Origin of the sequence: Caballeronia sp. GACF4, from assembly GCF_023631025.1 — a bacterium.
Classification (GTDB): domain Bacteria; phylum Pseudomonadota; class Gammaproteobacteria; order Burkholderiales; family Burkholderiaceae; genus Caballeronia.
On the sequence record NZ_JALQDW010000014.1, the window covers coordinates 269,259 to 292,679 of the forward strand.

The 23,421-nt window shown below is 60.3% G+C and carries 27 protein-coding genes and 1 tRNA gene; 16 read left to right on the top strand and 12 right to left on the bottom strand.

All coding sequences use genetic code 11. From position 1 onward, the window contains the following. The first annotated feature begins 435 nt into the window (after positions 1 to 435). Positions 436 to 1,581: a branched-chain amino acid ABC transporter substrate-binding protein gene (locus tag NCR40_RS13780; RefSeq protein ID WP_244826687.1), complete on the top strand. Its 1,146-nt coding sequence runs from the start codon at positions 436 to 438 to the stop codon at positions 1,579 to 1,581. A gap of 57 nt (positions 1,582 to 1,638) precedes the next feature. Here NCR40_RS13780 and NCR40_RS13785 read toward each other — a convergent pair whose 3' ends face one another. Then, a complete protein-coding gene (locus tag NCR40_RS13785) occupies positions 1,639 to 2,811 on the bottom strand; it encodes an MFS transporter (protein ID WP_250509709.1) in 1,173 nt (390 codons plus the stop codon). 203 nt (positions 2,812 to 3,014) lie between these two features. Here NCR40_RS13785 and NCR40_RS13790 point away from each other — a divergent pair, with 203 nt between their 5' ends. The 3 genes from NCR40_RS13790 (at position 3,015) to NCR40_RS13800 (ending at position 5,712) form a co-directional block, all read left to right on the top strand. Further along, a complete protein-coding gene (locus NCR40_RS13790; protein WP_250466273.1) occupies positions 3,015 to 3,680 on the top strand; it encodes a HugZ family pyridoxamine 5'-phosphate oxidase in 666 nt (221 codons plus the stop codon). Positions 3,681 to 4,032: 352 nt separating this feature from the next. Further along, on the top strand, positions 4,033 to 4,335 hold the full coding sequence (locus NCR40_RS13795) for an H-NS histone family protein (RefSeq protein ID WP_244826690.1): 303 nt from the start codon (positions 4,033 to 4,035) through the stop codon (positions 4,333 to 4,335). Between the two features lie 195 nt (positions 4,336 to 4,530). Then, entirely contained in the window at positions 4,531 to 5,712 is a 1,182-nt protein-coding gene (locus NCR40_RS13800) for a cation diffusion facilitator family transporter (RefSeq protein WP_250509710.1), read from the top strand. A gap of 3 nt (positions 5,713 to 5,715) precedes the next feature. Here NCR40_RS13800 and NCR40_RS13805 read toward each other — a convergent pair whose 3' ends face one another. The 3 genes from NCR40_RS13805 to NCR40_RS13815 all read right to left on the bottom strand — a co-directional run bounded on the left by NCR40_RS13805 (position 5,716) and on the right by NCR40_RS13815 (position 7,545). After that, complete coding sequence (locus NCR40_RS13805) at positions 5,716 to 6,186, bottom strand: Lrp/AsnC family transcriptional regulator (protein WP_244826692.1); 471 nt, start codon at positions 6,184 to 6,186, stop codon at positions 5,716 to 5,718. Positions 6,187 to 6,268: 82 nt separating this feature from the next. Beyond that, positions 6,269 to 6,904: a 3'-5' exonuclease family protein gene (locus NCR40_RS13810; RefSeq protein ID WP_250466277.1), complete on the bottom strand. Its 636-nt coding sequence runs from the start codon at positions 6,902 to 6,904 to the stop codon at positions 6,269 to 6,271. After that, positions 6,901 to 7,545, bottom strand: a complete 645-nt coding sequence (locus NCR40_RS13815; RefSeq protein WP_250509711.1) for an MBL fold metallo-hydrolase — start codon at positions 7,543 to 7,545, stop codon at positions 6,901 to 6,903. Before NCR40_RS13815 ends, NCR40_RS13810 begins: the two co-directional genes overlap by 4 nt. A gap of 666 nt (positions 7,546 to 8,211) precedes the next feature. Here NCR40_RS13815 and NCR40_RS13820 point away from each other — a divergent pair. Then, complete coding sequence (locus tag NCR40_RS13820; protein WP_250509712.1) at positions 8,212 to 8,814, top strand: septal ring lytic transglycosylase RlpA family protein; 603 nt, start codon at positions 8,212 to 8,214, stop codon at positions 8,812 to 8,814. 46 nt (positions 8,815 to 8,860) lie between these two features. On the opposite strand, the gene rsmI is transcribed toward NCR40_RS13820, so the two are convergent. Beyond that, the gene (gene rsmI / locus NCR40_RS13825) at positions 8,861 to 9,742 is read right to left on the bottom strand and encodes a 16S rRNA (cytidine(1402)-2'-O)-methyltransferase (RefSeq protein ID WP_250509728.1); all 882 of its coding nucleotides are present in this window, start codon (positions 9,740 to 9,742) and stop codon (positions 8,861 to 8,863) included. Between the two features lie 74 nt (positions 9,743 to 9,816). Here rsmI and NCR40_RS13830 point away from each other — a divergent pair, with 74 nt between their 5' ends. The 5 genes from NCR40_RS13830 to NCR40_RS13850 all read left to right on the top strand — a co-directional run bounded on the left by NCR40_RS13830 (position 9,817) and on the right by NCR40_RS13850 (position 12,162). Further along, entirely contained in the window at positions 9,817 to 10,176 is a 360-nt protein-coding gene (locus NCR40_RS13830; protein ID WP_244826696.1) for a YraN family protein, read from the top strand. 89 nt (positions 10,177 to 10,265) lie between these two features. Continuing rightward, a complete protein-coding gene (locus NCR40_RS13835; RefSeq protein WP_244826697.1) occupies positions 10,266 to 10,853 on the top strand; it encodes a phosphoheptose isomerase in 588 nt (195 codons plus the stop codon). A gap of 22 nt (positions 10,854 to 10,875) precedes the next feature. After that, the gene (locus NCR40_RS13840) at positions 10,876 to 11,679 is read left to right on the top strand and encodes a BON domain-containing protein (protein ID WP_250492884.1); all 804 of its coding nucleotides are present in this window, start codon (positions 10,876 to 10,878) and stop codon (positions 11,677 to 11,679) included. Between the two features lie 2 nt (positions 11,680 to 11,681). Then, entirely contained in the window at positions 11,682 to 12,026 is a 345-nt protein-coding gene (locus tag NCR40_RS13845; RefSeq protein ID WP_250509729.1) for a c-type cytochrome, read from the top strand. A 60-nt stretch (positions 12,027 to 12,086) separates the two neighbouring features. Continuing rightward, positions 12,087 to 12,162: transfer RNA gene (locus NCR40_RS13850), tRNA-Ala, on the top strand. A 96-nt stretch (positions 12,163 to 12,258) separates the two neighbouring features. Here the strand turns inward: NCR40_RS13850 and NCR40_RS13855 are convergent. Further along, positions 12,259 to 12,810, bottom strand: coding sequence for a YaeQ family protein (locus NCR40_RS13855; protein ID WP_250462431.1), 552 nt, complete (start codon positions 12,808 to 12,810; stop codon positions 12,259 to 12,261). Here NCR40_RS13855 and NCR40_RS13860 point away from each other — a divergent pair. Next, positions 12,809 to 13,048: a hypothetical protein gene (locus NCR40_RS13860; RefSeq protein ID WP_244826700.1), complete on the top strand. Its 240-nt coding sequence runs from the start codon at positions 12,809 to 12,811 to the stop codon at positions 13,046 to 13,048. The genes NCR40_RS13855 and NCR40_RS13860 overlap by 2 nt on opposite strands. 4 nt (positions 13,049 to 13,052) lie before the next feature. On the opposite strand, the gene sap1 is transcribed toward NCR40_RS13860, so the two are convergent. Beyond that, entirely contained in the window at positions 13,053 to 13,406 is a 354-nt protein-coding gene (gene sap1, locus NCR40_RS13865) for a surface attachment protein Sap1 (protein WP_244826701.1), read from the bottom strand. A gap of 402 nt (positions 13,407 to 13,808) precedes the next feature. Here sap1 and NCR40_RS13870 point away from each other — a divergent pair, with 402 nt between their 5' ends. After that, positions 13,809 to 14,435 carry a LysE family translocator gene (locus NCR40_RS13870; RefSeq protein ID WP_250491629.1) on the top strand — a complete coding sequence of 209 codons (627 nt, stop codon included), beginning with the start codon at positions 13,809 to 13,811 and terminating at the stop codon, positions 14,433 to 14,435. Beyond that, positions 14,432 to 14,908: an SgcJ/EcaC family oxidoreductase gene (locus NCR40_RS13875; protein ID WP_250509713.1), complete on the top strand. Its 477-nt coding sequence runs from the start codon at positions 14,432 to 14,434 to the stop codon at positions 14,906 to 14,908. The genes NCR40_RS13870 and NCR40_RS13875 overlap by 4 nt, the downstream gene beginning before the upstream one ends. A 1-nt stretch (position 14,909) precedes the next feature. Here NCR40_RS13875 and mnmE read toward each other — a convergent pair whose 3' ends face one another. Further along, the gene (mnmE, locus tag NCR40_RS13880) at positions 14,910 to 16,298 is read right to left on the bottom strand and encodes a tRNA uridine-5-carboxymethylaminomethyl(34) synthesis GTPase MnmE (RefSeq protein ID WP_250509714.1); all 1,389 of its coding nucleotides are present in this window, start codon (positions 16,296 to 16,298) and stop codon (positions 14,910 to 14,912) included. 307 nt (positions 16,299 to 16,605) lie between these two features. Here mnmE and NCR40_RS13885 point away from each other — a divergent pair, with 307 nt between their 5' ends. Further along, positions 16,606 to 17,022, top strand: coding sequence for a helix-turn-helix domain-containing protein (locus NCR40_RS13885; protein ID WP_244826705.1), 417 nt, complete (start codon positions 16,606 to 16,608; stop codon positions 17,020 to 17,022). Positions 17,023 to 17,116: 94 nt separating this feature from the next. On the opposite strand, the gene yidC is transcribed toward NCR40_RS13885, so the two are convergent. The 4 genes from yidC to rpmH form a co-directional block, all read right to left on the bottom strand. Further along, positions 17,117 to 18,787 carry a membrane protein insertase YidC gene (gene yidC / locus NCR40_RS13890; RefSeq protein WP_250509715.1) on the bottom strand — a complete coding sequence of 557 codons (1,671 nt, stop codon included), beginning with the start codon at positions 18,785 to 18,787 and terminating at the stop codon, positions 17,117 to 17,119. An 8-nt stretch (positions 18,788 to 18,795) separates the two neighbouring features. After that, positions 18,796 to 19,116: a membrane protein insertion efficiency factor YidD gene (gene yidD, locus NCR40_RS13895; RefSeq protein ID WP_244826708.1), complete on the bottom strand. Its 321-nt coding sequence runs from the start codon at positions 19,114 to 19,116 to the stop codon at positions 18,796 to 18,798. Positions 19,117 to 19,175: 59 nt separating this feature from the next. Then, positions 19,176 to 19,676, bottom strand: coding sequence for a ribonuclease P protein component (rnpA, locus tag NCR40_RS13900; RefSeq protein ID WP_350029300.1), 501 nt, complete (start codon positions 19,674 to 19,676; stop codon positions 19,176 to 19,178). 80 nt (positions 19,677 to 19,756) lie between these two features. Next, positions 19,757 to 19,891: a 50S ribosomal protein L34 gene (gene rpmH, locus NCR40_RS13905; protein WP_004198824.1), complete on the bottom strand. Its 135-nt coding sequence runs from the start codon at positions 19,889 to 19,891 to the stop codon at positions 19,757 to 19,759. Between the two features lie 463 nt (positions 19,892 to 20,354). On the opposite strand from rpmH, the gene dnaA reads away from it, so the two are divergent. Then, positions 20,355 to 21,941: a chromosomal replication initiator protein DnaA gene (gene dnaA, locus NCR40_RS13910; protein ID WP_250509716.1), complete on the top strand. Its 1,587-nt coding sequence runs from the start codon at positions 20,355 to 20,357 to the stop codon at positions 21,939 to 21,941. A gap of 270 nt (positions 21,942 to 22,211) precedes the next feature. Continuing rightward, positions 22,212 to 23,318: a DNA polymerase III subunit beta gene (gene dnaN, locus NCR40_RS13915; RefSeq protein WP_244826711.1), complete on the top strand. Its 1,107-nt coding sequence runs from the start codon at positions 22,212 to 22,214 to the stop codon at positions 23,316 to 23,318. The last annotated feature ends 103 nt before the right edge of the window (positions 23,319 to 23,421 follow it).

Consider the following 23,421-nt stretch of genomic DNA (forward strand, 5'->3'; position numbering starts at 1 on the left):
GAAAAGGATTTTTAGAGCGGCTGGTCTAAACACTTGGCGACTTAGCGGCTTTAAAAACAGGCTAATGAAGCGAGCGCGCGGGATTATCGGCAAACGGCCGCCGCTCTTGAAGCGCGCTAAACCGGCACACGTCCGCCCCTTGGAAACCCGCATGAACAGGGCGTCTTCACGGAACGCCACCACAAACGCCCGCGCTTCTCAACTGGCCTTTAATCGGTAGTCACACCAGTATCTTAAAAAACTTCCCTAATTTAATTTGACACCCCTACACTTGCGCGCAGTGCGGATGGCGGCCGCCAAAAATGGCCAGCCAGAAGGACTTGCCAAGTGCATGACGATGCATCCGGCGTGGTCGTCCACGGGACTGAGCGATCGTGATGAAAGACGGGGCACAGGGCGATTACGTTGTTTTTGGGACCGAAACTGGAGACTTACATGAACACCAAGCTTCACAAACTGTTGCCGATCAGCGCTGCAGCCGTGCTGTTCGCTACGTTGGCAACATCCGCAGCAGCCGACCAGGTCGTCAAGATCGGTCACGTCGCTCCGCTGACCGGCGGCATTGCTCACCTGGGCAAGGATAACGAAAACGGCGCGCGGCTCGCAGTCGAGGAAATCAACGCGAAGGGTCTCACCATCGGCGGCCAGAAGGTCACGCTGGAACTCGACGCGCAGGATGACGCGGCCGACCCGCGTACCGCCACGCAGGTTGCACAGAAGCTGGTCGACGACAAGGTTGTCGGCGTCGTCGGTCACTTGAACTCCGGTACGTCCATCCCGGCATCGAAAATTTACAGCGACGCGAGCATCGTTCAGATTTCGCCGTCGGCCACGAACCCGACCTACACGCAGCAAGGCTTCAAGACGACGTATCGCGTCGTCGCGACCGATGCTCAACAAGGCCCGGCGCTCGCCAACTACGCCGCGAAGCAATTGAAGGTGAAGAGCGTCGCCGTGGTGGACGACTCGACCGCCTACGGTCAGGGTCTCGCCAACGAGTTCGAAAAGACCGCGAAGGCACTTGGCCTGAAGGTCATTTCGCACGATGCGACCAACGACAAGGCAGTCGACTTCCGCGCGATTCTGACGAAGATCAAGGGTGAGAACCCCGACGCGGTGATGTACGGCGGCATGGACGCAACCGGCGGCCCGTTCGCGAAGCAAGCCAAGCAGCTCGGCCTGCGCGCGAAGGTTCTCGCAGGCGACGGCGTCTGCACGGAAAAGCTGGCCGACCTGGCTGGCGACGCAACCGACAACATCGTGTGCTCGGAAGCCGGCATGGCGCTCGAAAAGATGGAAGGCGGTCAGGCGTTCGCGGCGAAGTTCCAGAAGCGCTTCGGTCAGCCTATCCAGATCTACGCGCCGTTCACGTATGACGCGGTGTATATCATCGTCGACGCGATGAAGCGCGCGAACTCGACCGATCCGGCGAAGATCGTTGCCGCCATGCCGAACACGGACTACAAGGGCGTGATCGGCGAGACGACCTTCGATTCGAAGGGCGACCTGAAGCACGGCGTGATCTCGCTGTACGACTACAAGAAGGGCAAGAAGAGCTTGCTGGACGTCGTCAAGATGTAATGACGGCGGGCCTTCGGCTCCAGGAAACGCGCGGACTTCAAAGGTCCGCGCGTTTTTTTATATCTTGAGGCGTTTGAGGATCTTCGGTCCGAACAGCGCGATCAAGGCGCAGCAAGCCGCGACCACGCACAATCCGATGGGCAATGTGCTGATTTGCGCGACGCCGCCAATCAGCACCGGTCCGAGCAGCAAGCCGAAATACGCGAGGCCCGCGACCTGCGCGAGCCCTTCCGTCACGCCCTCCACGCGCGCCGCGGCCGCGAAGAGCACCGGCATCATGTTGGCGAGGCCGAGGCCCATCAGCGTGAAGCCGCCCAGGGTCACGACCGCGTTCGGCACGACGAGCGCCATCACCATGCCGAGAAACGCGAGTCCCGCGCTGCCGAAGATCAATTGCGGCGCGCCGAAGCGAGCGCGCACGGCATCGCCGCCAAAGCGACCGGCCGCCATGCCGCCCGAGAACGCGGCATAAGCGGCGCTTGCGACCGAGGGCGTGGCGAGCACGACGTCGCGCATGTACACGGTGGCCCAGTCGTACATGGCGCCCTCCGCGATCAACGCAACGAGCGCCATGCCGCCCAACGCCCAGAGCGCGCCCGAGCGCCAGCGATTCGACGACGACGATTTCGCGTGTTCATCGTGATGCGCCACGTGCGGCAGCACGTAGGGCATCGACACGAGCAAGACGATCAGACTGACGCCCGAGACAAGAGCAAGGTGCGCGGCAGGCGCAAGGCCGTGCGCGAGCAACGCGCCGCCGACCGCCGCGCCCGCCATGCCGCCCACGCTGAACATGCCATGCAGCGACGACATGATCGGGCGCTCGAGCGCTTCTTCGACGGCGCTGGCCTCGGCGTTCATGGCGACATCGAGTGTGGCCATGCCGAAGCCGAAAAACGCCAGCACGATGAGCAGCATCCAGAAAGCCGGGACGACTAGAATCAGCGCGCCGCAGCACATCATGGTGAGGCCGCCCGCCATGCAGGCCATGCGCGTGCCGGCTCGCGCGATCCACGGACCGGCTGTGAGCATGGCGAAGATCGAGCCGCCAGCGACGGCGAAGAGTGCGAACGACAGCATGCCGGGACTGAGCGCGAACTTGTCGCGCACGGTCGGCACATGCACGCCCCACGAGGCGTACATCATGCCGGCGATGAAGAACACGGCCATCGTCGAATAGCGGGCGCGCTTGCGGGCGGCGGCCGGGAGGCTGCGATGCAAGGCTTGCATCGGATTTGACTCGCGGGAGGCGGAAAGAGAGGTCGAGTCGGACACGAACGAAGAGTTTGAAAGAGTGATGCGAACGCAGGACAACCTTGCAGATTGCCTCATTTCGCGGGAGCTTTCGATTCTATCGAACGGCTAGCAGACACGCTCGATGCCCGTGCTTTACCATCGGTCGCATCAAACTCGAATAATCAAAAAGGAGATTCATGCATATCCCGTCGCAAGCGCCTTTGCATTTGCTGCATCGCATGCCAGAAGGCACGCTCGCCACGCAGTCGCGAGACCCACGCGGTTTTCCTTATCCAACCGCGTTGCCTTTCGCGCCGACCGCTCACCATACGCCAATGTTGTTGATCAGCCAGCTCGCCGAACATACACGCAATCTTCAGGCAGACGGACGGGCCGGTTTTCTGATTACTCACGCGGCGGAAGGGCGCGTTCTCGAAGGACAGCGATTGACCATGCTCGGTACATTCGCGCCCGCGCCGCTTGCGCAATATGAAGAACTGTCGCGTCGTTATTTGCGATATCACCCGGACGCGGGGCGTTATCTGGAGTTGGGTGATTTCTCATTCTGGCTGATGTCGCTGGAACGAATGCGATTTATTGGCGGTTTTGGTGCAATGGGATGGCTGCGCGCAGAAGATTTGGATGATCTGGAGCCGGTTTCTTCCGCCGATGAAGTCGCGCTCTGCAAGATTTTCGATGCTTATAACGCTCGGCCGGCGAATCTTGCATTATTAGGGATAGACCGATACGGATGCGATTTGCTGCGCGACGGCACACGCAATCGTTTTACCTTCGATAAGCCGAAACTTAACGGGGACGAATTGAGGACCGCGCTAATCGATTGCATCGAGCGGCAAAGCTAGGCAGCATTCATTAACCGGATGGCAAAAAGACAGCTTACTATGAGGAACGGCTGCATCTAAACTGTCATCCGGTGAAATATTTGCCCAAAGAGCGTCGACGGCATTTCATTGCGCGCCAATTTTTCACGATTAACGACGTCTATTCCTTACTACTTTCCCGAGAGGTGCTTCGGGCAAGAAGCGAACAGACGGCCCATTGTTACGAGGAAAGCCGCTGAAACTCAATTTAAGTGGCAATGCGCACATGCCGCCTTAATCCGATATGTGTTAATCTGCGTGCCATCCGAGGCTTTATCGAAAACGTAAAGCGGGCGACAGACTCGTAATTCAGCAAACTACTCAGGAAATTGCCATGCCTTCATACAAGGAACTTCTCGCGCAGCGCGAGTCTCTGGAACGTCAGATTGAAGAAGCGAAGTCGCGTGAATACGCCGAAGTGCTCAATGAGATCAAGCAGAAAATGGCGGATTACGGCATCACGCTTCAGGAACTAGCCGGTGGTCGAGGCGCTAAGACTCCGAAGGCATCCCGTGCCCGTAACGGCGTTGCACCGAAATACCGTGACCCGGAAAGCGGTAGCACGTGGTCGGGCCGCGGTAAGCCGCCGAAGTGGATTGCGGGACAGGACCGCGATAGCTTTCTGATTGGCAGATAAGTCGGGCCAGATTTCAGTGAAAAGAGCCGCGCTTAGAACGCGGCTTTTTTTCCGACTAGCGAGTTCGCACGCGTAACGGCACGTATTAATGTCGCCGTCTGTCCTATTTACCCGAGCGAAGAGCGCATTGAAAGCGCGAAGCCAGGCACGGCGTTAAGATTTATCGACATACATGTTTGGCTCAAGGCAAATTACATGTCGCTTTCGACGGCTCGTGCCAAGGAAAAGCAGGACGTTGCGCGGACGACTACCTGGACCAGCATTGCGCTCAACTGCGTTTTAAGCACGGCGCAACTCACGGTGGGTTTTATTGCCCATTCTCAAGCGCTGCTCGCGGACGGCGTCCATTCGCTATCCGATCTGGTTTCCGATTTCATCGTTCTGATTGCCAACCATCGTTCGGCGGCAGCGCCGGATCACGATCACAACTACGGTCATAGCCGTTATGAAACGGTAGCGTCGTTATTCCTCGGCGGATTGTTGATTGCAGTCGGTGCGGGAATGTTATGGCGCGCCGGCACGCGAGTTCTAAACCTGGACGATATTCCCCCCGTTCACGCCAGCGCGCTGGTGGTTGCGTTAATCGTCCTCGTATCGAAAGAAGCCTTGTTCAGATATATGCTGCGCGCGGCAGAACGCGTGCGTTCGGCATTACTCGTGGCCAACGCCTGGCATGCACGTTCGGACGCCGCTTCGTCACTCGTCGTGGCGCTTGGAATTATTGGTAGTCTCGCTGGACTTAAATTTTTCGATCCGATTGCCGCCGCACTGGTCGGTTTCATGGTCGGCAAAATGGGCTGGAGTTTCGCGTGGGATGCGCTCCAGGATTTGTCGGACCGGGCGCTCGATCAAACCGCCGCCGCCGATTTACGCGCCATTTTGCTCGGCACGCCCGGTGTGCGTGAAGTCCACGAATTACGTACTCGGAAAATGGGCGACCTGGCAATCGTCGACGCGCATATTCTCGTCGATCCGCGTATTTCGGTTTCGGAGGGGCATTTCATTGCCGAATCGGCGCGTGCGCACGTAATGACCGATCCGCGCGTGATCGATGCGCTCATTCACGTCGATCCGGAAAGCGACGCGCTCAACCCGCTGCCCGGCAATTTCCCGTTGCGGTCCACTGCAATGGACGCCGTGCGCGCCGCTTTCGGCGCAGAGAGCTTGCCAATAGAGGAATTGAATCTGCATTACCTGAGCAGCGGCTTCGATATCGATATTGTTTTGCCAGCGCATTTGCCAGATCAATTAGGCGAAGACGCGGCGGCGCGCCTTGCCCGAATCGATATCGATGCCCTCAAGCGAAAGCTTGGCGCGCACGAGTTACGCGTAACCCATGCGCTTCGAACGACGCGTGACGCGCCCGCTCGACCTTGATATTCAGAGTGGCAGTTGCGTATCGAACTTGATTTCGCGCAGCACGACGCTCGTGCGAACCTGCGCCACGGCCGGAATCTTGAAGATGCGCTCGTGCAGGAACGCGTCGTATGACTTGATGTCGGGCGCCACGATCTTGAGAATGTAGTCGGATTCGCCCGTGGTGCTGTAGCACTCGGTCACTTCCGGACAGGTGGCGATCTCGCGCTCGAACTGTTCGACGCCGCCTTCGGTGTGCCGCGTCAAATGAATATGCGCGAGCGCGCAGACGTGCAGACCGAGCTTCTCCCGGTCGAGGAGAGCGGTGTAACGCTGGATGACGCCGGACTGCTCCATGTCCTTGATACGGCGCCAGCAGGGCGTACTCGAAAGCCCGACTTGATCCGAAATTTCCTGAACGGACCGCCGCGCGTCGAGTTGCAGGAGACGCAGGATTTTTTGTGAGAATGTATCTAGAGTCAACTGCGCCTCCATTCGGTCGCGATCTGACCTAATGTTAGAGGCGCAGAAAAAGAAACGCAATGCAAAGCGGCTGCACTGAGGTAGTTTCCCTAACTCACCGGCCTGTCGGCGCGTTTTTACCTTCGACGATGCTTTCAGTTTCGCCCGCAGTGGCTTGTGTGGCGGCCTGCGAGGCACGAAGCTCCGCCAGCATGTTGCAAAAGAGCGCGCCCTGCTCGATAGCGTCATCGAGCGCGACGTGCGTATGCGGCAGGTCGTCGAACCAGTGCTTGGGCAGACGCGGTTTGATCGCCTTCCGATACGGCAAGCCCGTTATCGCAAAAGCCAGTGTCTTGATGTCGAGCGCGGACCACGAAAAAGGACAGCGTTCGGCGAAGCGCATCATGTACCAGAACATATAGGTGAAGTCGAAACCTGCCGGATACGCCACGAACACCGGTTTGCCGGGCAGGGCCTCGACCCATTCGACGTACTTGACGAGCGCGACTTCGGGCTTCTGCAGATCGATACGGCACGCGGCCCAAGCCTCAGGCTGCGTCTTCCACCATGCCGCTTGAACAGGATGCGGCGCCGCGCCTTCGAGTGTTTCCAGATTCGCCGAGAACGTGCTGACGAGCTGTTTGTCCGCGGTGAACGCGGCCGACGCGAAACTCAGCATCGAGTGCGGACCGGGAATGGGACCGTCGGCTTCGACATCCGTGCTGACATAGATTTCGGGAATGGCGTTCATGCGCTGACTCCGTCGCCCACATAGGGATTGGAGCGGCGTTCCTCGCCAAGTGTCGATGCAGGTCCGTGGCCCGGCACGAAGGTCACGTCGTCGCCGAGCGGCCAGAGCTTCTCGCGGATGGAGCGGATCAGTTCGGCGTGATTGCCGCGCGGAAAATCGGTGCGACCGATGGAGCCGGCAAACAGCACATCGCCGACGAGCGCCAGCCGATGCTCGCGGCTGAAGAACACTACGTGTCCGGGCGTATGACCGGGGCAAAAATAGACTTCCATGCTTTCCTCGCCGAACCGCACGGTGTCGCCGTCTTCGAGCCATCGCTCGGGCGTGAAGGCTTCGGCATCCGAAAAACCGAAGCGCTTGGATTGCGCGGGTAACTGGTCGATCCAGAACGCGTCTTCCCGATGCGGTCCTTCTATGGTGACGCCGTAGTGTTCCGCGAGTGCCTTCGCGCCGCCGCAGTGATCTAGATGACCATGCGTCAGCAGCACTTTTTCGACCTTCGCGCCTTGCCGCTCGACCTCGGCAATGATGCGCTCGATGTCGCCGCCGGGGTCGACCACGGCGGCGCGCTGCGTCGTCTCGCAGATTACGATGGTGCAGTTTTGCTGGAACGGCGTCACGGGCACAAGAATGACTTTCATAAGACTCTCACCGGGACGAAGTCGCGTGTAAAAAGGTGCATTGTACCGGTGCCGGATCACGCTCGCGTCAGCCTCCATAAAGGCCCGGAGGCCGCTTCCAGAGCTGCAATTCTTACGGTCATAGCGAAAATCAATGACGAAATATGCAGTCGGAGGAGCCGGACCCCCGTTTTTTTGTATAATGACGACACTTGTGCATGGCTTTGACCATGCCGTCAATGGACAAAAGTCTGAACGCTAGTGCGTTTTTACAATTGTTATCAGTACGCTGTTGGGGGCTGAAAGCCTCGTAACTGCAACTCAAGCACCGTCATTTGGTGCACACGTCTTGTCCGGTCAGGCGCCGCGCGTCTGTCAGACGGCCTTAGCTGCCGTCGCACCGGATGGGGCCTACGCCGCCGTTCCTGCGCTGAAACAACGTCTCATAGCGCGCGAACCGTTGTCATGTTCGATGGCGGCACGTGGGGTCTGGTCAGGCTGCCGGGGACAGGCTGCGCCAGACGTGAACAATAACCGGGCTTTGCGGCAAGAGTACGCCGCATCCGAGCATCAGTTCGCCGTTCGCTGGTTCGAACGGCGTCCTGCTTTGCGCGGCTTGCCTCTCGAGCAGTCTTGCGCGCGCTTTGAGCGCGGCGCGGCCGCTCTACAAACAATGAACACACGCCTATGAATGCTCGATATCTTCGACATGTCGGTAGCTTGCTAGCCGTCGCAGTACTGGCTGGCTGCGCCGCGCCGGGTTCGGGCGACATCGCGTCCAATCCTCAGACAACAGCCACCGTCAGCACGACGAGTGCCCGCTCCACCGCACCGCTCGCTTTCGACAACAACCTGAGCTCCGTGCCTGCTCCGAAGCAAGCACAGGGCGAGTCGCTAGCCAACGCGCAGGCGATTACCAGCGGTCCGAACGTCGGCGAATTCGAGCAACAGGGCAAGGCTTCCTGGTACGGTCGCCTGTTCCACGGCCGCAAGACGGCGAGCGGCGAGAAATTCAACATGAATGCGATGACCGCCGCTCATCGCACGCTGCCGCTGGCATCATGGGTGCGCGTGACGAACGAAGCGAATCACAAGACGGTGGTGGTTAAGATCAACGATCGCGGACCTTACGTGCGTGGCCGCGTGATCGATCTTTCGTATGCGGCTGCATCGGCGCTGGACATGAGCAGCAGCGGCACGCAAAAGGTGAAGATCGAAGGACTGACGCAGCAGGAAGCGCGGGCGGCGCGCGAGCAGTCGCAGTCGCTGGCGGATGACGGCGTGAACTGAACCTCCGTCTGATCCATGAAAAGGCCGTCATCGCGACGGCCTTTTTTCATTCTTCCGAGCGTTTGCTGAGTATCAACGCGCGCTCGTACAAGACGTTGCGCGATGCGCCCGAGAGCGTTGCCGCGATGCGCGCCGCGCTCTTCACCGACAACTCTTCGAGCAGCGTGGTGAGCAGCTCGTCGTTGGCATCGTCCGATGCTTCTTCCTCCGGTGCGCCCTGCACCACGAGCACGAATTCCCCGCGTTGCCGGTTGGCATCTGCTTCGAGCCACGTTGGCCCTTCGGCCAGGGTGCAGCGATGAAGGCTCTCGTGTAACTTCGTCAATTCGCGTGCAATCAGCATTTGCCGCCCGCCGCCGAGCGCTTCACCGAGCGCGCGTACTGTTTCCACGATGCGATGCGGCGCCTCGTAAAACACGAGCGCCATTGAATGCTTGCTCAACGTGCGCAGTTGCGCGGCGCGTTGTTTGGGTTTCGACGGCAGGAAGCCGATGAACGAGAAGCTGCTGACCCACGCGCCGGCCGCGCTCAACGCAGTGGTGAGCGCGCTTGCGCCCGGCAAGGGGATGACGGGAAAGCCCGCGTCGCGCACGGCATCGACGAGACGTGCGCCTGGGTCCGAAATGCCGGGCGTGCCCGCGTCCGACACGCACGCGATGCGCTCGCCGTTCTTCAGATGCTCGATCACGCGTTCGGCGGCGCTGCGTTCGTTATGTTCGTGCACGGCGATCGACGGCTTCGAGATGCCGTAGCGCGTGAGCAGTTGCGACGTGTTGCGCGTGTCTTCGGCGGCGATGCGATCGACGAGACCGAGCACGTGCAGCGCGCGCACCGTGATGTCCGCCGTATTGCCGATCGGCGTGGCGACCACATAGAGCGCGCCCGTCGGATAGTGCTGCCCGTCGGCTAATTCGGAGATCTGAAGCATGAGCGCGGGCGTCGAAGGAAAGACTGCCATTTTGCCACGCGTGCAAGCGCTCAACGCTCGACAACTTTTGAGGAGTGCCTGTGTCCAAATCGCTCGGCGATGTTTTCGAAGCGCGCGCGCTCGAGTACCTGCAAAGGCAGCGCATGAAGCTCGTCGCGCGCAACGTGCGTTGCCGTGGCGGCGAGATCGATCTCGTCATGTCCGATGAACGCGGCGCGCTCGTGTTCGTCGAAGTCAGGGCGCGCGCGAGCCGCCGGTTCGCGGATGCCGCCGCGAGCGTCGATGCCAGAAAGCGCGAAAGGATCGTGCGCGCCGCGCAGTTTTATCTGACGAAGTGGCGCGGCGCGTTGCCCGCGTGCCGCTTCGACGTGATCGCCTTCGATGCGGGACGCATTCGCTGGGTGACGGATGCATTTCGTGCCGACGGCACTTGATGTTGAGGTGTGCCGCGGCATGCATGCGGTAAACTGCGCAGCATTCACACGCAACAACCGCCGCCGCCGCGGCCGATAATCGAGAGTCGATGTCAGTCGAACGCATTCAACAGCAATTCCGCGACAGCGCGGCGCTCACGCTCGAAGCACTCGATGTGCTGGCGGTCCCGATCGCGGCGGCAGTCGACACGCTGTTCAGCGCGCTCGCCAACGGCTCCAAGATTCTCACGTGCGGCAACGGCGGTTCGGCCGCCGACGCGCAACGCTTTGCCGCGCAACTCATCGGCCGCTTCGAGCGCGAGCGTCCCGCATTGCCGGCCATTGCGCTGACGACCGATACATCGATACTCACGGCAGTCGGCAACGACTACGCCTTCGAACAGATCTTCTCGCAGCAGGTTCGTGCGTTGGGACATGCGGGCGATGTCCTGCTTGCCATCAGCACGTCGGGCAACTCGGTGAACGTGCTCGCGGCGATTCAGGAAGCGCACGAACGCGAGATGATCGTGATTGCGCTGACGGGCAAGGGCGGCGGCGTGATATCCGAAGTGCTCATCGACACCGACATACATATCTGCGTGCCTTCCGAGCGGACGGCGCGTATTCAGGAAGTCCATCTGTTGACCATTCACTGCCTGAGCGACGGCATCGACGCGATGCTGCTGGGCGACGACTGAACACAAAGGGGAAAACGAGTTGATGAACAAGACACGCGTGAAGGCGACGCTGGCTAACGCCACGTTGGTGGTGAGCATGTTGTCGGGTGTTGCGTTGACACTGCAGGGCTGTGCGCTCGCGGTGGTCGGTGCGATGGGCGGCGGCACCTTGATCGCCACCGATCGCCGCACGCTCGGCGCGCAGACCGAAGATCGCGAGATCCAGGTGAAGGCGCTATCGCGGATTAACGAGAGCGTGCCCGACACGGCGCATGTCAATGTCACCGTGTTCAACCGGCGCGTGCTCTTGACAGGCGAAGTACCCGACGATGCCTCGAAGCAGAAGGCCGAGTCTGTCGCGCACGACATCAACAACGTGGGCAGCATCGTCAATGAACTGTCGGTGCAGGGCGCGAGTTCTATTTCCTCGCGCGCCAACGACTCGTACCTCGAAGGCCGCGTGAAGACCGCGATGGTCGGTGAGAAGGACTTGCGCGCGAATTACTACAAGGTCGTGTGCGAGCGGAGCATTGTGTATTTGATGGGCCTCGTCACGCCGGATGAAGGCGCGCATGGCGCGGATGTCGCCGCGCGCGTGCCGGGCGTCGAACAAGTGGTGAAGGTGTTCCAGTACATCAAGCCGGAAGAAGCCAAGGCGCTGGAGGCGGCGGCGGCATCGGATGCGAGCGGCGTGTCGGCGGCGAGTGCGCCGGCGCCTGAGGCCACGGTTGGGACGGTGCCGGATTCATCGGTGACATCGCGTCCGCTGGATCAGCAGACGCCCGCGCCCGTCAAGAATTCAGATGTTCATCCGGGAAGTGCGGCTCCGGCGCCAGTGGGTAAGTGATGATGCGACTGCGTGCTTGTGTCTTGGCTGGTTTGCTTTTGAGTGTGTCGGCGTTGGTTCATGCGGCGGATCAGCCTATATCCGCCGCCAATGCGATGGCGATTGCGCGCAGCAATGCGTGCATGGGATGTCACGCGGTGGATCGCAAACTCGTTGGGCCGTCGTTTCAACAAGTGGCGGACAAATACAAGGGCGATGCATCCGCGAGCGCGAAGCTTGAAGCGAAAGTGAAGAAGGGCGGCGCGGGCGTGTGGGGATCGATACCGATGCCTTCGCATCCTTCGATGAGCGATGCGGACATCAAGACCGTGGTCGCGTGGGTGCTGGCGGGAGCGCCGCAGAAGTAAGCTGGTGGCGGCTCGGGCTTGCGTTTCGTTGAGATGCTTGTGATACACTTTTACTTCGTTGGGGGGGTAGCTCAGCTGGGAGAGCGTCGCGTTCGCAATGCGAAGGTCGGGAGTTCGATCCTCCTCCTCTCCACCACGAAAAGTCAAAAGGCTCAGCTATTCGGCTGAGCCTTTTTGCGTTGACGATATCCCACACGTAAACTGCGCGTCGTTCAACCCGCCCGCATCGACATTAAACCGCCGCCCCCTTAAACACCCCCTTCCGAATCATCACCGGATCCACCGTCGCGCTCCCCAACGACGCCTCACCATCCTGCACCGTCATCTGCAGCCGCATCGTCCGTTCGGCCAGCTTGCCAAGCGCCTCGCCGACGCCCTCCTCAAGCGACCACACCGTCACGTTCTGTAGACGCTCGACCTTGCCCTTCACACCTTGCCACCAGATATCGCTCGTCCTGCCCGCATACGCGATAACCACCACGCGGTCCGCGCGACCGCTCGCTTTCGCGATACGCCGCTCGTCCGGTTGGCCGATCTCGATCCACGTCTCGATCTGACCAGTAAGGTCCTTTTGCCAGAGATCGGGTTCATCGGTGTCGGATAGTCCTTTGCAAAACTCCAGTCGTTCGCTCGCGAATAGGCCAAAAGCGGCGACGCGCACCATCATCCGTTCGTCGGTCTCGGAAGGATGACGCGCGATGGTCAGGGAATGGTCGCCGTAATAGTGGCGGTCCATGTCGGCGATCTGAAGGTCCGCCTTGTAGATTGTCGATTTGAGGGCCATGCAACACCAAAAGGCCGGTCGAAAACCGGCAAGGAAAGTAGAAGAGGCGGCGAACAAATACCAAGACACCGCACGCCGACGCTCACGCGACCGACATTGTGCGGTGATTCAGGAACAAATTGGAAGAATAAGATGCGCGCAGCGAGCGTTCGCCGCCACGGAAGATGGCACCATTTTCAACGGCAATGATTTACCTACGCGCATTCATTCGATGCGCGTCGGCTACCGTCATTCGTAATTACTCAAAGCCCTTTCTGCTCGATAAACCGGTCGGCAGTCCACATTCCCTGCGTATCGCTATTCGACGCATTGACGAATTCGATGTCGTGTCCGACTACGCGCAATACGCGAAAATGCGAATCGACCGGCGTCGAAACGCATTCGAAGCCTTCGAAATATTGCTGCATCTTTTGATGCTCGCCAGCTTTCGCATGCTCATCGGCCGAATCGAATTTGTCCTTGGACAGGCAACCATATGAGTTAGGCCGGAACGTGAATGTCTGTTGGGCTTGAACCGCGCTGTCCTGGGCCTGCGCAGCGCAAGCGATAGCGAACGTCCCTACCATTGCAACGAGAAAACTGGCGCGCTTCTTCATTGAGTAGCCTCCAAACGAATTCGTCTCGAAATTAGCTATGTATTTAAAAGCCGCTAAATGCAAAAGCCATGCTAATTGACGTTTGAAAGTTTGCAAGCACAAGTTGTGTGCGATTGCAACAAGCCGGAATGTCGCACGCTTGCGTTAGTTCGTCAGAACGCAGCGTATTGATATGAAAGGCATTAAAAACCTCTATTTGGAGGAAATTGAAGCGGTTATTACTTGCCAATGGTAGCGATTTATCTCAACACGATTCTTGTGCGGCGCATTACCCGACCAAGAGCGCTTTCCAACCTTCCAAGCAATCGATTCTTCGCCGAGATGTCTAGCTAGCCTTCCGGCCTATTGCGCCGCGCCGCCGTTCATGGATAAATCAATCCCAACGAAATCAGGAGACATCCCATGACGCTTGCTCAGTGGCTGCCGTTCGCTATCGCATCGGCCATTCTTGTTGCAATCCCTGGCCCGACCGTATTGCTGGTCGTGTCCTACGCGCTCGGGCACGGGCGCAAGTACGCGCTCGCGACGACGCTCGGCGTGGCGCTCGGCGACCTCACGTCGATGACGGCTTCCATGCTCGGTCTCGGCGTTTTGCTGGCGGCATCGGCGGAACTGTTCATGGTGGTCAAGTGGGTGGGCGCGGCGTATCTGTTTTACTTGGGCATCAAGTTGTGGCGCGCGCCGGTGATCGACACGGACGCAGTCAAGGCCGGCGACGATCTGCGCACCGGCCGCATCCTGGCCCACGCCTACGCGGTAACCACGCTCAACCCGAAGAGCATCATCTTCTTCGTCGCGTTTCTGCCGCAGTTCATCGATCCCCACGCGGCAAGCGTCTCGCAAATCGCGCTGTTCGAGGCAACCTTTGTCGGGCTGGCGGCTGCTAACGCGTTCTTTTACGCGTTGCTCGCATCGGGCGCGCGTCGGGCAATTCGTAAGCCCTCCGTGCAGCGCACGGTGAATCGGACCGGCGGCGCGCTGCTCATGGGCGCCGGCGTCTTCGCGGCTGCATGGAAGAGGGCGACATGACTCAGACCGCATTTGCTGATTGGGCGACTAGCGCGCGCCGCGTGTTTTTCGGCTTGCTCGATGACTGGAATCGTCAAGACGCGGCAGCAATGGCCGCGCGATTCGCCGAGCGCGGCAGTCTGGTCGGATTCGACGGCAGCACGATCGATGGCCGCGCGTGCATCGAAGCGCATCTGCAACCGATTTTCGCGCAGCATCCGACGCCGTTTTTCGTGGCCAAGGTGCGGGAAGTCAGACGCATGGCGAGCGGGCAGACTTTGCTTTTGCGTGCGGTTGCAGGCATGTGCCCACGAGGCACGGCGGCGCTCGCTCCGAGTCTGAACGCGATTCAGACCATGGTTCTGTCGATGTGCGACGGGGCGTATCGCATCGAGCTGTTCCAGAACACGCCGGCCGCGTTTCATGGAAGGCCGGAGGAAAGCGACAAACTGAGCGCCGAGTTGCGCGAGATAAGGAAACCGAAACTCGCTTGAGTTACTTTCCGATGCAAAACCGGCTGAAAATCACGCCCAGCAGATCATCGGAACTGAACTCACCCGTGATTGCATTGAGATTTTCTTGAGCGAGGCGCAGTTCCTCAGCGAATAAATCAAGCGCCTGTGAGTTCTGATCGGCGTGGGCGGCCGCCAGCGCCAGATGTTCGCGCGCCGCCCGCAACGCGATGAGATGCCGTTCGCGCGCCAAATACACGCTCTCCGCGCCTGCCTGCCATCCGGCAATCTTGAGCAGCATTTCTCGCAAGAGCGCGATGCCTTCGCCCGTCTTCGCCGAGAGATTGACTTGGCGCGCGTCGCCGTCCGCGTCGCGGCTTGCGGCTGGTGCGCCCGCCAGGTCCGTTTTGTTCAGCACGCGCACGACCGGCACGCCATCGGGGAAACGCGCGGCGATCGCGTCGTCTTCGCTCGTCATCCCGTTGCGGGCGTCGAGCAAATGCAACACGACGTCGGCGCGCTCGATCTCACCCCAAGTCCGCTCGATACCAATTCGCTCGACTTCGTCTTCGGTGTCGCGCAGCCCCGCCGTATCGATGATATGCAGCGGTATGCCTTCCACTTGAATGGTCTGAGCGACCTTGTCGCGCGTGGTGCCGGCAATCGGCGTGACGATAGCGAGCTCCGCGCCGGCCAGCGCGTTCAGCAGCGACGATTTGCCCACGTTCGGCTGCCCGGCCAGCACGACCGATAAGCCTTCCCGCAGCAAGGCGCCCTGCCGGGCATCGGCGAGGACGGTGTTCAAGCGCTCGCGAATGCGTGCGAGCTTGCCGCGCGCGTCCGCTGCTTCCAGGAAGTCGATCTCTTCCTCGGGGAAGTCCAGAGTCGCTTCAACCAGCATCCGCAAATTGATGACGTCTTCGACGAGCGCGTGGATTTCGCGCGAAAACGCGCCTTCGAGCGAGCGGCCCGCGGAGCGCGCGGCGGCTTCCGTGCTGGCCTCGATCAGATCGGCGACGGCTTCGGCCTGTGCGAGATCGAGTTTGTCGTTGAGAAACGCGCGTCGCGTGAATTCACCGGGCTCGGCAAGTCTCAGGCCGAACTCGCGTCCGACGTCGAGCGCGCGTTGCAGCACGAGTTGAAGCACGATCGGCCCGCCGTGACCCTGCAATTCGAGCACGTATTCGCCGCTGTATGAGTGCGGCGCGGGAAAGTAGAGCGCGATGCCGCGATCGAGCGCCTCGCCGTTGCCGTCGAGAAACGGCACGTAGCTGGCGTGGCGCGCGTTCAACGATTGGCCGCACAGCGCGAACATCGCGAGGTGCGCGGCGCGCTCACCCGCGCGTCCGAACGACAGCCGCACGACACCAATCCCGCCGCGTCCGGGCGCGGTGGCGATGGCGACAATCGGATCGGAGTCGTTGCTGAGCATGTGAGGAAAGCAGGGATTTCGGGTGCGGGGATTGTATCGCGCTGAGACGCGTAGCTGCCGGACATCACGCCCGCTAGGAAAATTCTTGACGTATCTTATTTGAGATACGGACGAACGCATGCGACTCACGCCATTTTCTACAACAAATTCGCAGCTTAGGCAGCACTGACGACGGTCTGAGAGTGAAGCTTGATTGCCTTTTGGCAGTGATCGGTAACGCTTACACAAGATAAAACGACGAATATTTCCGCCACTTCTAACGCGATTGGTTGACGCATAGGCAACGGTTGCCTCGCACAATTGCACTATGCCTACACCACAAGAAAAAGCCGATTTCTCCGAGCGGCTTAAGTTCTCGATGACCCGCGCACCTGAGAAGTTGCGCGGCGCGACCGATCTCGCCAAAAAATTCAGTCTTCGTTACCACGGCGAGGCGGTTTCCCCTCAAACGGCGCACAAGTGGCTCACCGGGCGTTCGATTCCGACCATCGACAAGCTGGAAGTATTGGCCGAATGGTTCAAAGTGGAGTTGCACTGGCTGCACTATGGACCGTCGCCGGGCGGTATCGCTCAGGGGACGCCTAAGCCGCTCGTACGGGATGAGCAATACCCGGCGTCCGGGGAAACGCTCGAGCTTGTGTCGAAGATCGAGGCGTTGTCGCCGCATCATCGGTATCTGGTCGAGGAGCTTGTGCAGCAGTTTTACGGGGCGGCGAAGCGGTGAAGCTGACCTGAACCTACTAAGATCGACAGCAAACAAAAACGCCCGGCATGCCGGGCGTTTTCAAATCCACTTCCACATCAAATCTAAAGAAACCTCAAGCCGCCTTCTTCTTCCGCTGTCCCATCATGCGCGTGATGTAATACTGCTGCGCGATCGACAGCACGTTATTCACGACGTAATACAGCACGAGACCAGCCGGGAAGAAGAAGAACATGACCGAAAACGCGATCGGCATGAACATCATCATCTTGGCTTGAACCGGGTCCGGCGGCGTCGGGTTCAGCTTGGTCTGCAGGAACATCGATACAGCCATCAGCACCGGCAAGATGAAGTACGGGTCTTGTTGCGACAGATCGTGAATCCAGCCGATCCACGGTGCACCGCGCATTTCCACCGACGACAGCAGCACCCAGTACAGCGAGATAAACACCGGAATCTGCACCACGACCGGCAGACAGCCGCCGAATGGATTCACCTTCTCGGTCTTGTAAAGCTCCATCAGCGACGCGTTCATCTTCTGCGGATCGCTCTTGAAGCGCTCGCGAATCTGTTGCATGCGCGGCGTGATTTCCTTCATGCGCGCCATCGACTTATAGCTCGCCGCCGACAGCGGGAAGAACATAGCCTTGATAAGCAGCGTAAGCAGCACGATCGCCCAGCCCCAGTTGCCGACATAGCTGTGGATCTTTTCGAGCAGCCAGAAAAGCGGCTTGGCGATGATCGTCACCATGCCGTAATCCTTCACGAGCTCGAGCCCCGGCGCGATACCTTCCAGCATGCGCTCTTCTTCGGGACCCGCGAAAAGACGCGCATCGACGGTCGCGGTCTGTCCCGGCGCAATGGTCTGCACGGCCTGCTGCACACCCACGCGATACAAATCCGGATCGATCTTCTGCACGTAGATGTCACGCTTCGCGCCCTGCTGCGGAATCCACGCCGACGCGAAGTAATGCTGCACCATCGCAATCCAGCCGTTGTCGGCGGAAGGCGCGAACGTAGCCTTGTTCTTGTCGATATCGCTGAAGTCGATCTTCTGGAAGTGATGCTGGTCCGTGTAGACCGCCGGCCCGATGAACGTATGCGAGAAGCGCGGCGTCTCCACCGGCGTGTTGTCGCGCACGAGTTCCATGTAGAGCTTCGGCGTGACCGGCGCGCTACCGACGTTCTCGATTTTCGTATCGACGTTGATCACGTAGCTGCCACGCGTGAACGTGTAGGTCTTTACGACCTTCACGCCACCCTTAACCGGCGATTCGAACGCGAGCGTCAGCGTTTTGGCGTCGCCCGACAAGGACGTCTGGCCCGGCACCGCCGTGAAGATGTCGTTGTGGTTCGGGAAGTCGCCGCCGAGCAGGCCCGTGCGCGCGAGATACGTGTGGGTCGGCGTGTGATCGAAGAGGGTGATGTAGAGGTCGGGCTGCTTGCCGTCGCCTTCCTTCACGAGCGAGAGCTTCGAAAGCGTGCCGCCGCGCGTGTCGATCTCACCGGAATACACGTCCGTCGTGAACTTGACGAGTTGCGCGGCCGCCGTGGCGGGCGGCGTCGTCGAACCCGGCGCGGCGGTACCGGCCGGCGAGTTGGGCAATTCGGAAGGCTGCGCGCCCGATGCGGCCGTGCCCGGTGCGGGGTTGCTGGCGGTCTTGGCCGGCTGCGTCGCGCTCGGGAAGAACATCGACGGGCGCCCATGGTCGCGCTGCCAGTTGTCGAACAGCATGACAACTGACACGAAGAAGATGACCCATAGGACGGTGCGTTTGATATCCATGCGTTGTCTCAGTGTCGATCGGTAAGCGCATCAGCGCCGTTTAGTGGTGAATGCTTTTCTTGAGCGAATTCCGCGGCCGGCTCGGAAACCCGCGTGGAATCTGATCGCGAATCGGAAGGCTGCGGCACGAGATCGACGCCGCCCGCCGAGAACGGATGGCAGCGGCAAAGCCTTTTGGCGGCGAGATACGTGCCATGCGCGGCGCCATGATACTGGATTGCCTCGCGCGCGTAGTCGGAACAGGAGGGATAAAAACGGCACCGGCTGCCGAGCAGCGGGCTCACAGCAACCTTGTAGAAGCGCAACAACGCGATTAGTGCCGTTTGCATAAGCTTCGCGCCGCGCGCCCCGTTCGCCGTGACCGGCGATTCGAGACGCAGACTGCGCTTCATGACCCGGAAGGGCCGGAGGTGTCGTCTACGGCGGGCACGCCAGGCGGCGCCGCCACGGTTTCAGCCGCACGGCGCGCGACTTCGCGCACGGCACGGTCCAGCAATGCTTCCAGTTCGCCTCGCACGAGCGCGCCGAGCGGCGGCGAACTGGCGCTCGGCATGGCCTTGCGGTCGATTTTCGCGTGCAAGCGCACGAGGATATCGAAACCGCTCAACGCTTCGCGACGCAACCGAAACGCGTCACGCGCGTGCCGCTTGATCAGGTTGCGCGTGACTGCACGCGGCGCTTGCTTCTTGCCGATCACGAGGCCGAGACGCGCCTCCTGCCCAGTCGGTTTCCCGTACAGCACGAAATGCGGCGAACGTCGCCATGGGCGCAAACGAAAAACGGATGAGAACTCATCCGTTTTCAGTAGCCTTGCGGCCTTGGGGAACGCGGCCTGCGCCGGCAACTGAACGATGTCCTGTTTCAAGACTTCTGTGCGGCGCTGAAGCAGCCTGCCGGTTCGTGATGCGCGCCCGGCTTCAGGACAGATACGGCCTGTACCACACGTGCGCGACCAGCCACCGGAAAGCCTTAGATTGCCAGGCGCTTGCGACCCTTCGCACGGCGAGCGTTGATGACCTTGCGGCCGCCAGCGGTCTTCATGCGAACGCGGAAGCCATGGGTGCGCTTGCGGCGCGTCACGGAAGGTTGGTAAGTACGTTTCATGATGCTCTCACTTGAGTATTGATCGACCGCGCGGGCTTTGGCGCCACCGTGTTCCGACTGTGGATAACCGCAGGCACGAGAGGCACAACGGGCGCAACGACCGGAGGTTCAGGAATTCTGTTTTCGCGGAACCCGCTATTTAAACCGTTTTCCTATTGACCGTCAATAGGTTAGCGTAATAGTGAAGCTCGCCATGCTCGCATCATGTTCATTTCCAGCCTGTCGGACGCGCTGATTTGACCCTGTGGATAACTCGCGCGCCGGTCCCGTTTGGCGTTAGAATCTCGCCTTACTCCCAAATATCCGCCTACTGCTTCGGCCCGCCGTTCGCCCGCAAACCCTTGCGGCGTAAGCCTCCGGAGCATGCCTGCATGGCTGTGCCGGGACTTGCCGAGGCGCTTGAGCGCATCCGGCAAGCACGGCCGTCAGGAGCGCGGAGCCAACCATAAAACGACCGCATTCGATGAACGATTTCTGGGAACACTGTTCGGCATTGCTGGAGCGTGAACTCACGCCGCAGCAGTACGTCACGTGGATCAAGCCGCTGGCCCCGGTCGACTTCGATGCCGACGCGAGCACCTTGCGCATAGCCGCTCCTAATCGCTTCAAGCTTGACTGGGTGAAGAGCCAGTTCTCGGGACGCATTGCCGATATGGCGCGCGAATACTTCAGCGCGACGATCGACGTCCAGTTCGTACTCGACCCGAAAGCGACCGCTCGCAGCGCCATCGGTCAGGCGCCGAACGCCGCGCCGCGGCCGGCGGCCGGCGCGGGTGTCGCCGACGGCGCGCCGCGTCCGCCCGCGCCGGCCGCCGCACCGCAAGCGCCTTCGGTCGTCGCGCACGCGAACGCTGCCGCGCACGTGAACGCGCTGGCGGCGGAAGCCGCCCAGCAAGCTCAGGCCATGCAGGACGAACAAGCCGATTTCGACTTGCCGAGCCTCGACGCCAACGAGGCCGCCGCTGGCCGGCGCACGTGGCGTCCGGGCGGCAACCCATCGGCCGGCGGTGAAACCGATTCCGCTTACGAACGTTCGAAGCTCAACCCCGTGCTGACCTTCGACAATTTCGTCACCGGCAAGGCGAATCAGCTCGCGCGCGCGGCGGCCATTCAGGTCGCCGACAATCCCGGCATCTCGTACAACCCGCTCTTTCTTTACGGAGGCGTGGGCCTGGGCAAGACGCATCTGATCCACGCTATCGGCAATCAGTTGCTGATGGACAAGGCGGGCGCGCGCATCCGCTACATTCACGCGGAGCAGTACGTTTCCGACGTGGTGAAGGCGTATCAGCGCAAGGCGTTCGACGACTTCAAGCGTTACTACCATTCGCTCGATCTTTTGTTGATCGACGATATTCAGTTCTTCTCGGGCAAGTCGCGTACGCAGGAAGAGTTCTTCTACGCGTTCGAGGCGCTGGTCGCGAACAAGGCGCAAGTCATTATCACGAGCGACACGTATCCGAAGGAAATCTCCGGTATCGACGACCGTCTGATCTCGCGCTTCGATTCCGGTTTGACGGTCGCCATCGAGCCGCCCGAGCTGGAAATGCGCGTCGCCATTCTGATGAGAAAGGCGCAGTCCGAAGGCGTGAGTCTGTCCGAAGACGTCGCGTTCTTCGTCGCGAAGCATCTGCGCTCGAACGTGCGTGAACTCGAAGGCGCGCTGCGCAAGATCCTCGCTTATTCGAAGTTCCATGGCCGCGACATCACCATCGAGCTGACCAAGGAAGCGCTCAAGGATCTGTTGACGGTGCAGAACCGCCAGATCTCGGTGGAGAACATTCAGAAGACCGTCGCGGATTTCTACAGCATCAAGGTCGCCGACATGTATTCGAAGAAGCGGCCGGCCAATATCGCGCGCCCGCGTCAGATCGCGATGTATCTGGCGAAGGAACTGACGCAGAAGAGTCTGCCCGAGATCGGCGAGCTTTTTGGCGGTCGCGATCACACCACCGTGCTGCACGCCGTGCGCAAGATCGCGGCCGAACGCGGCACGGATGCGCAGCTCAATCACGAACTTCACGTGCTCGAACAAACGCTGAAGGGTTGAGCCGGCGCGAACGCGTCGATTATTGCGCCACCGGACCTGTTTATTGGTAAAAACGCCCCCAATTTTCGGGGGCGGTTCCGTTTTAAGGCACAATATAGGTTTAGCTGTCCGTGGCCTGGGCGGCTGGCGTCAAGCATTCGCGAGTGACCGGCGGGGGGCCGGCAACGCGTGTTACGAGGTTGTCCGGCGAGCGCGGCGAACCAACCGCTGGTGACAAAACCAGTGGTGGCAAAACCGGCGGACAGGCCGTCACATCAACGAAGGAACTCTATGCAACTGGTCAAGACCGAACGAGACAATCTTCTAAGGCCGCTGCAAACCGTGAGCGGTATCGTAGAACGCCGCCATACCTTGCCGATCCTCGCCAATCTGCTGATCACCAAGAACGGCGCCGATGTGTCGTTCCTCTCGACGGATCTCGAACTCCAGATCACCACGCGCGCCGATTTCGGCGTTGGCAGCGACCAGATCGCCACCACGGTCGCCGCGCGCAAGTTGCTCGACATTTTGCGCGCCATGCCGCCGGGTGAGGTTGCGCTCGACTTGTCCGACAAGCGCCTGACCGTGCGCTCCGGCAAGAGCCGCTTCGCGCTGCAGACGCTCGCCGCGGACGAGTTTCCTACCGTCAACCAGGCTACAGACTTCGGCGCGAGCCTTTCGGTTCCGCAGAAAACGTTTCGCCAGTTGCTCGGCATGGTGTATTTCGCCATGGCCCAGCAGGACATTCGCTATTACCTGAACGGCATGTTGCTCGTGGTAGATGGCGACCAGTTGATGGCCGTCGCAACGGACGGTCACCGTCTCGCGTTCTCGTCCATGAAGATCGACGGCGGCACGTTCCCGCGTCAGGAAGTCATCATCCCGCGCAAGACCATCCTCGAATTGCAGCGTCTGCTCGAAGACATCGACGACACGCTCAAGATCGACATCGCCGCGACGCAGGTGAAGTTCAGTTTTGGCCAGGTCGAACTCGTGTCGAAGCTCGTCGAAGGCAAGTTCCCCGACTTCCAGCGCGTGATTCCCAAGGCGCACAAGAACACGTTCGAAATCGGTCGCGAAGAACTGCAGCGCTCCCTGCAGCGCGCGGCCATTCTCACGTCGGACAAGTTCAAGGGCGTGCGGTGTCTAGTCGAGCCGGGTCAGCTCAAGATCATGTCGACCAACGCCGACCAGGAAGAAGCGCAGGAAGAGCTGGAAATCGCGTATCAGGGCGATACCGTCGACATCGGTTTCAACGTCACGTATCTGCTCGACGTGCTTGCGAATCTGAAGGTCGACACGCTGCAAGTGAGCCTTGGCGACGCCAACTCCAGCGCGCTCATCACAATTCCGGAAAACGAGGAATTCAAGTATGTCGTGATGCCAATGCGCATCTGACGCGTTCAGGTACCACGAACACACCAAGGGGCGGCTCGCCCCTTTGGCGTTTTTAAGGTGTTTTGAAAAGTTTCGAGCAGTAACCGAAGCAGCGACGCAGAAC

Bases quoted from the DNA above. Each gene is read 5' to 3' on its own strand.
- NCR40_RS13860 (WP_244826700.1), top strand. From the start codon at position 12,809: ATGCAACACCAAAAGGCCGGTCGAAAACCGGCAAGGAAAGTAGAAGAG.
- rpmH (WP_004198824.1), bottom strand. From the start codon at position 19,891: ATGAAACGTACTTACCAACCTTCCGTGACGCGCCGCAAGCGCACCCAT.
- yidC (WP_250509715.1), bottom strand. From the start codon at position 18,787: ATGGATATCAAACGCACCGTCCTATGGGTCATCTTCTTCGTGTCAGTT.
- NCR40_RS13845 (WP_250509729.1), top strand. From the start codon at position 11,682: ATGCGACTGCGTGCTTGTGTCTTGGCTGGTTTGCTTTTGAGTGTGTCG.
- NCR40_RS13810 (WP_250466277.1), bottom strand. From the start codon at position 6,904: ATGAACGCCATTCCCGAAATCTATGTCAGCACGGATGTCGAAGCCGAC.
- NCR40_RS13815 (WP_250509711.1), bottom strand. From the start codon at position 7,545: ATGAAAGTCATTCTTGTGCCCGTGACGCCGTTCCAGCAAAACTGCACC.
- rsmI (WP_250509728.1), bottom strand. From the start codon at position 9,742: ATGCTTCAGATCTCCGAATTAGCCGACGGGCAGCACTATCCGACGGGC.
- NCR40_RS13875 (WP_250509713.1), top strand. From the start codon at position 14,432: ATGACTCAGACCGCATTTGCTGATTGGGCGACTAGCGCGCGCCGCGTG.
- NCR40_RS13855 (WP_250462431.1), bottom strand. From the start codon at position 12,810: ATGGCCCTCAAATCGACAATCTACAAGGCGGACCTTCAGATCGCCGAC.
- NCR40_RS13885 (WP_244826705.1), top strand. From the start codon at position 16,606: ATGCCTACACCACAAGAAAAAGCCGATTTCTCCGAGCGGCTTAAGTTC.
- NCR40_RS13820 (WP_250509712.1), top strand. From the start codon at position 8,212: ATGAATGCTCGATATCTTCGACATGTCGGTAGCTTGCTAGCCGTCGCA.
- NCR40_RS13805 (WP_244826692.1), bottom strand. From the start codon at position 6,186: ATGGAGGCGCAGTTGACTCTAGATACATTCTCACAAAAAATCCTGCGT.
- dnaA (WP_250509716.1), top strand. From the start codon at position 20,355: ATGAACGATTTCTGGGAACACTGTTCGGCATTGCTGGAGCGTGAACTC.
- NCR40_RS13835 (WP_244826697.1), top strand. From the start codon at position 10,266: ATGTCAGTCGAACGCATTCAACAGCAATTCCGCGACAGCGCGGCGCTC.
- NCR40_RS13870 (WP_250491629.1), top strand. From the start codon at position 13,809: ATGACGCTTGCTCAGTGGCTGCCGTTCGCTATCGCATCGGCCATTCTT.
- yidD (WP_244826708.1), bottom strand. From the start codon at position 19,116: ATGCAAACGGCACTAATCGCGTTGTTGCGCTTCTACAAGGTTGCTGTG.
- NCR40_RS13780 (WP_244826687.1), top strand. From the start codon at position 436: ATGAACACCAAGCTTCACAAACTGTTGCCGATCAGCGCTGCAGCCGTG.
- mnmE (WP_250509714.1), bottom strand. From the start codon at position 16,298: ATGCTCAGCAACGACTCCGATCCGATTGTCGCCATCGCCACCGCGCCC.
- sap1 (WP_244826701.1), bottom strand. From the start codon at position 13,406: ATGAAGAAGCGCGCCAGTTTTCTCGTTGCAATGGTAGGGACGTTCGCT.
- NCR40_RS13785 (WP_250509709.1), bottom strand. From the start codon at position 2,811: ATGCAAGCCTTGCATCGCAGCCTCCCGGCCGCCGCCCGCAAGCGCGCC.
- NCR40_RS13800 (WP_250509710.1), top strand. From the start codon at position 4,531: ATGTCGCTTTCGACGGCTCGTGCCAAGGAAAAGCAGGACGTTGCGCGG.
- NCR40_RS13790 (WP_250466273.1), top strand. From the start codon at position 3,015: ATGCATATCCCGTCGCAAGCGCCTTTGCATTTGCTGCATCGCATGCCA.
- NCR40_RS13795 (WP_244826690.1), top strand. From the start codon at position 4,033: ATGCCTTCATACAAGGAACTTCTCGCGCAGCGCGAGTCTCTGGAACGT.
- dnaN (WP_244826711.1), top strand. From the start codon at position 22,212: ATGCAACTGGTCAAGACCGAACGAGACAATCTTCTAAGGCCGCTGCAA.
- NCR40_RS13840 (WP_250492884.1), top strand. From the start codon at position 10,876: ATGAACAAGACACGCGTGAAGGCGACGCTGGCTAACGCCACGTTGGTG.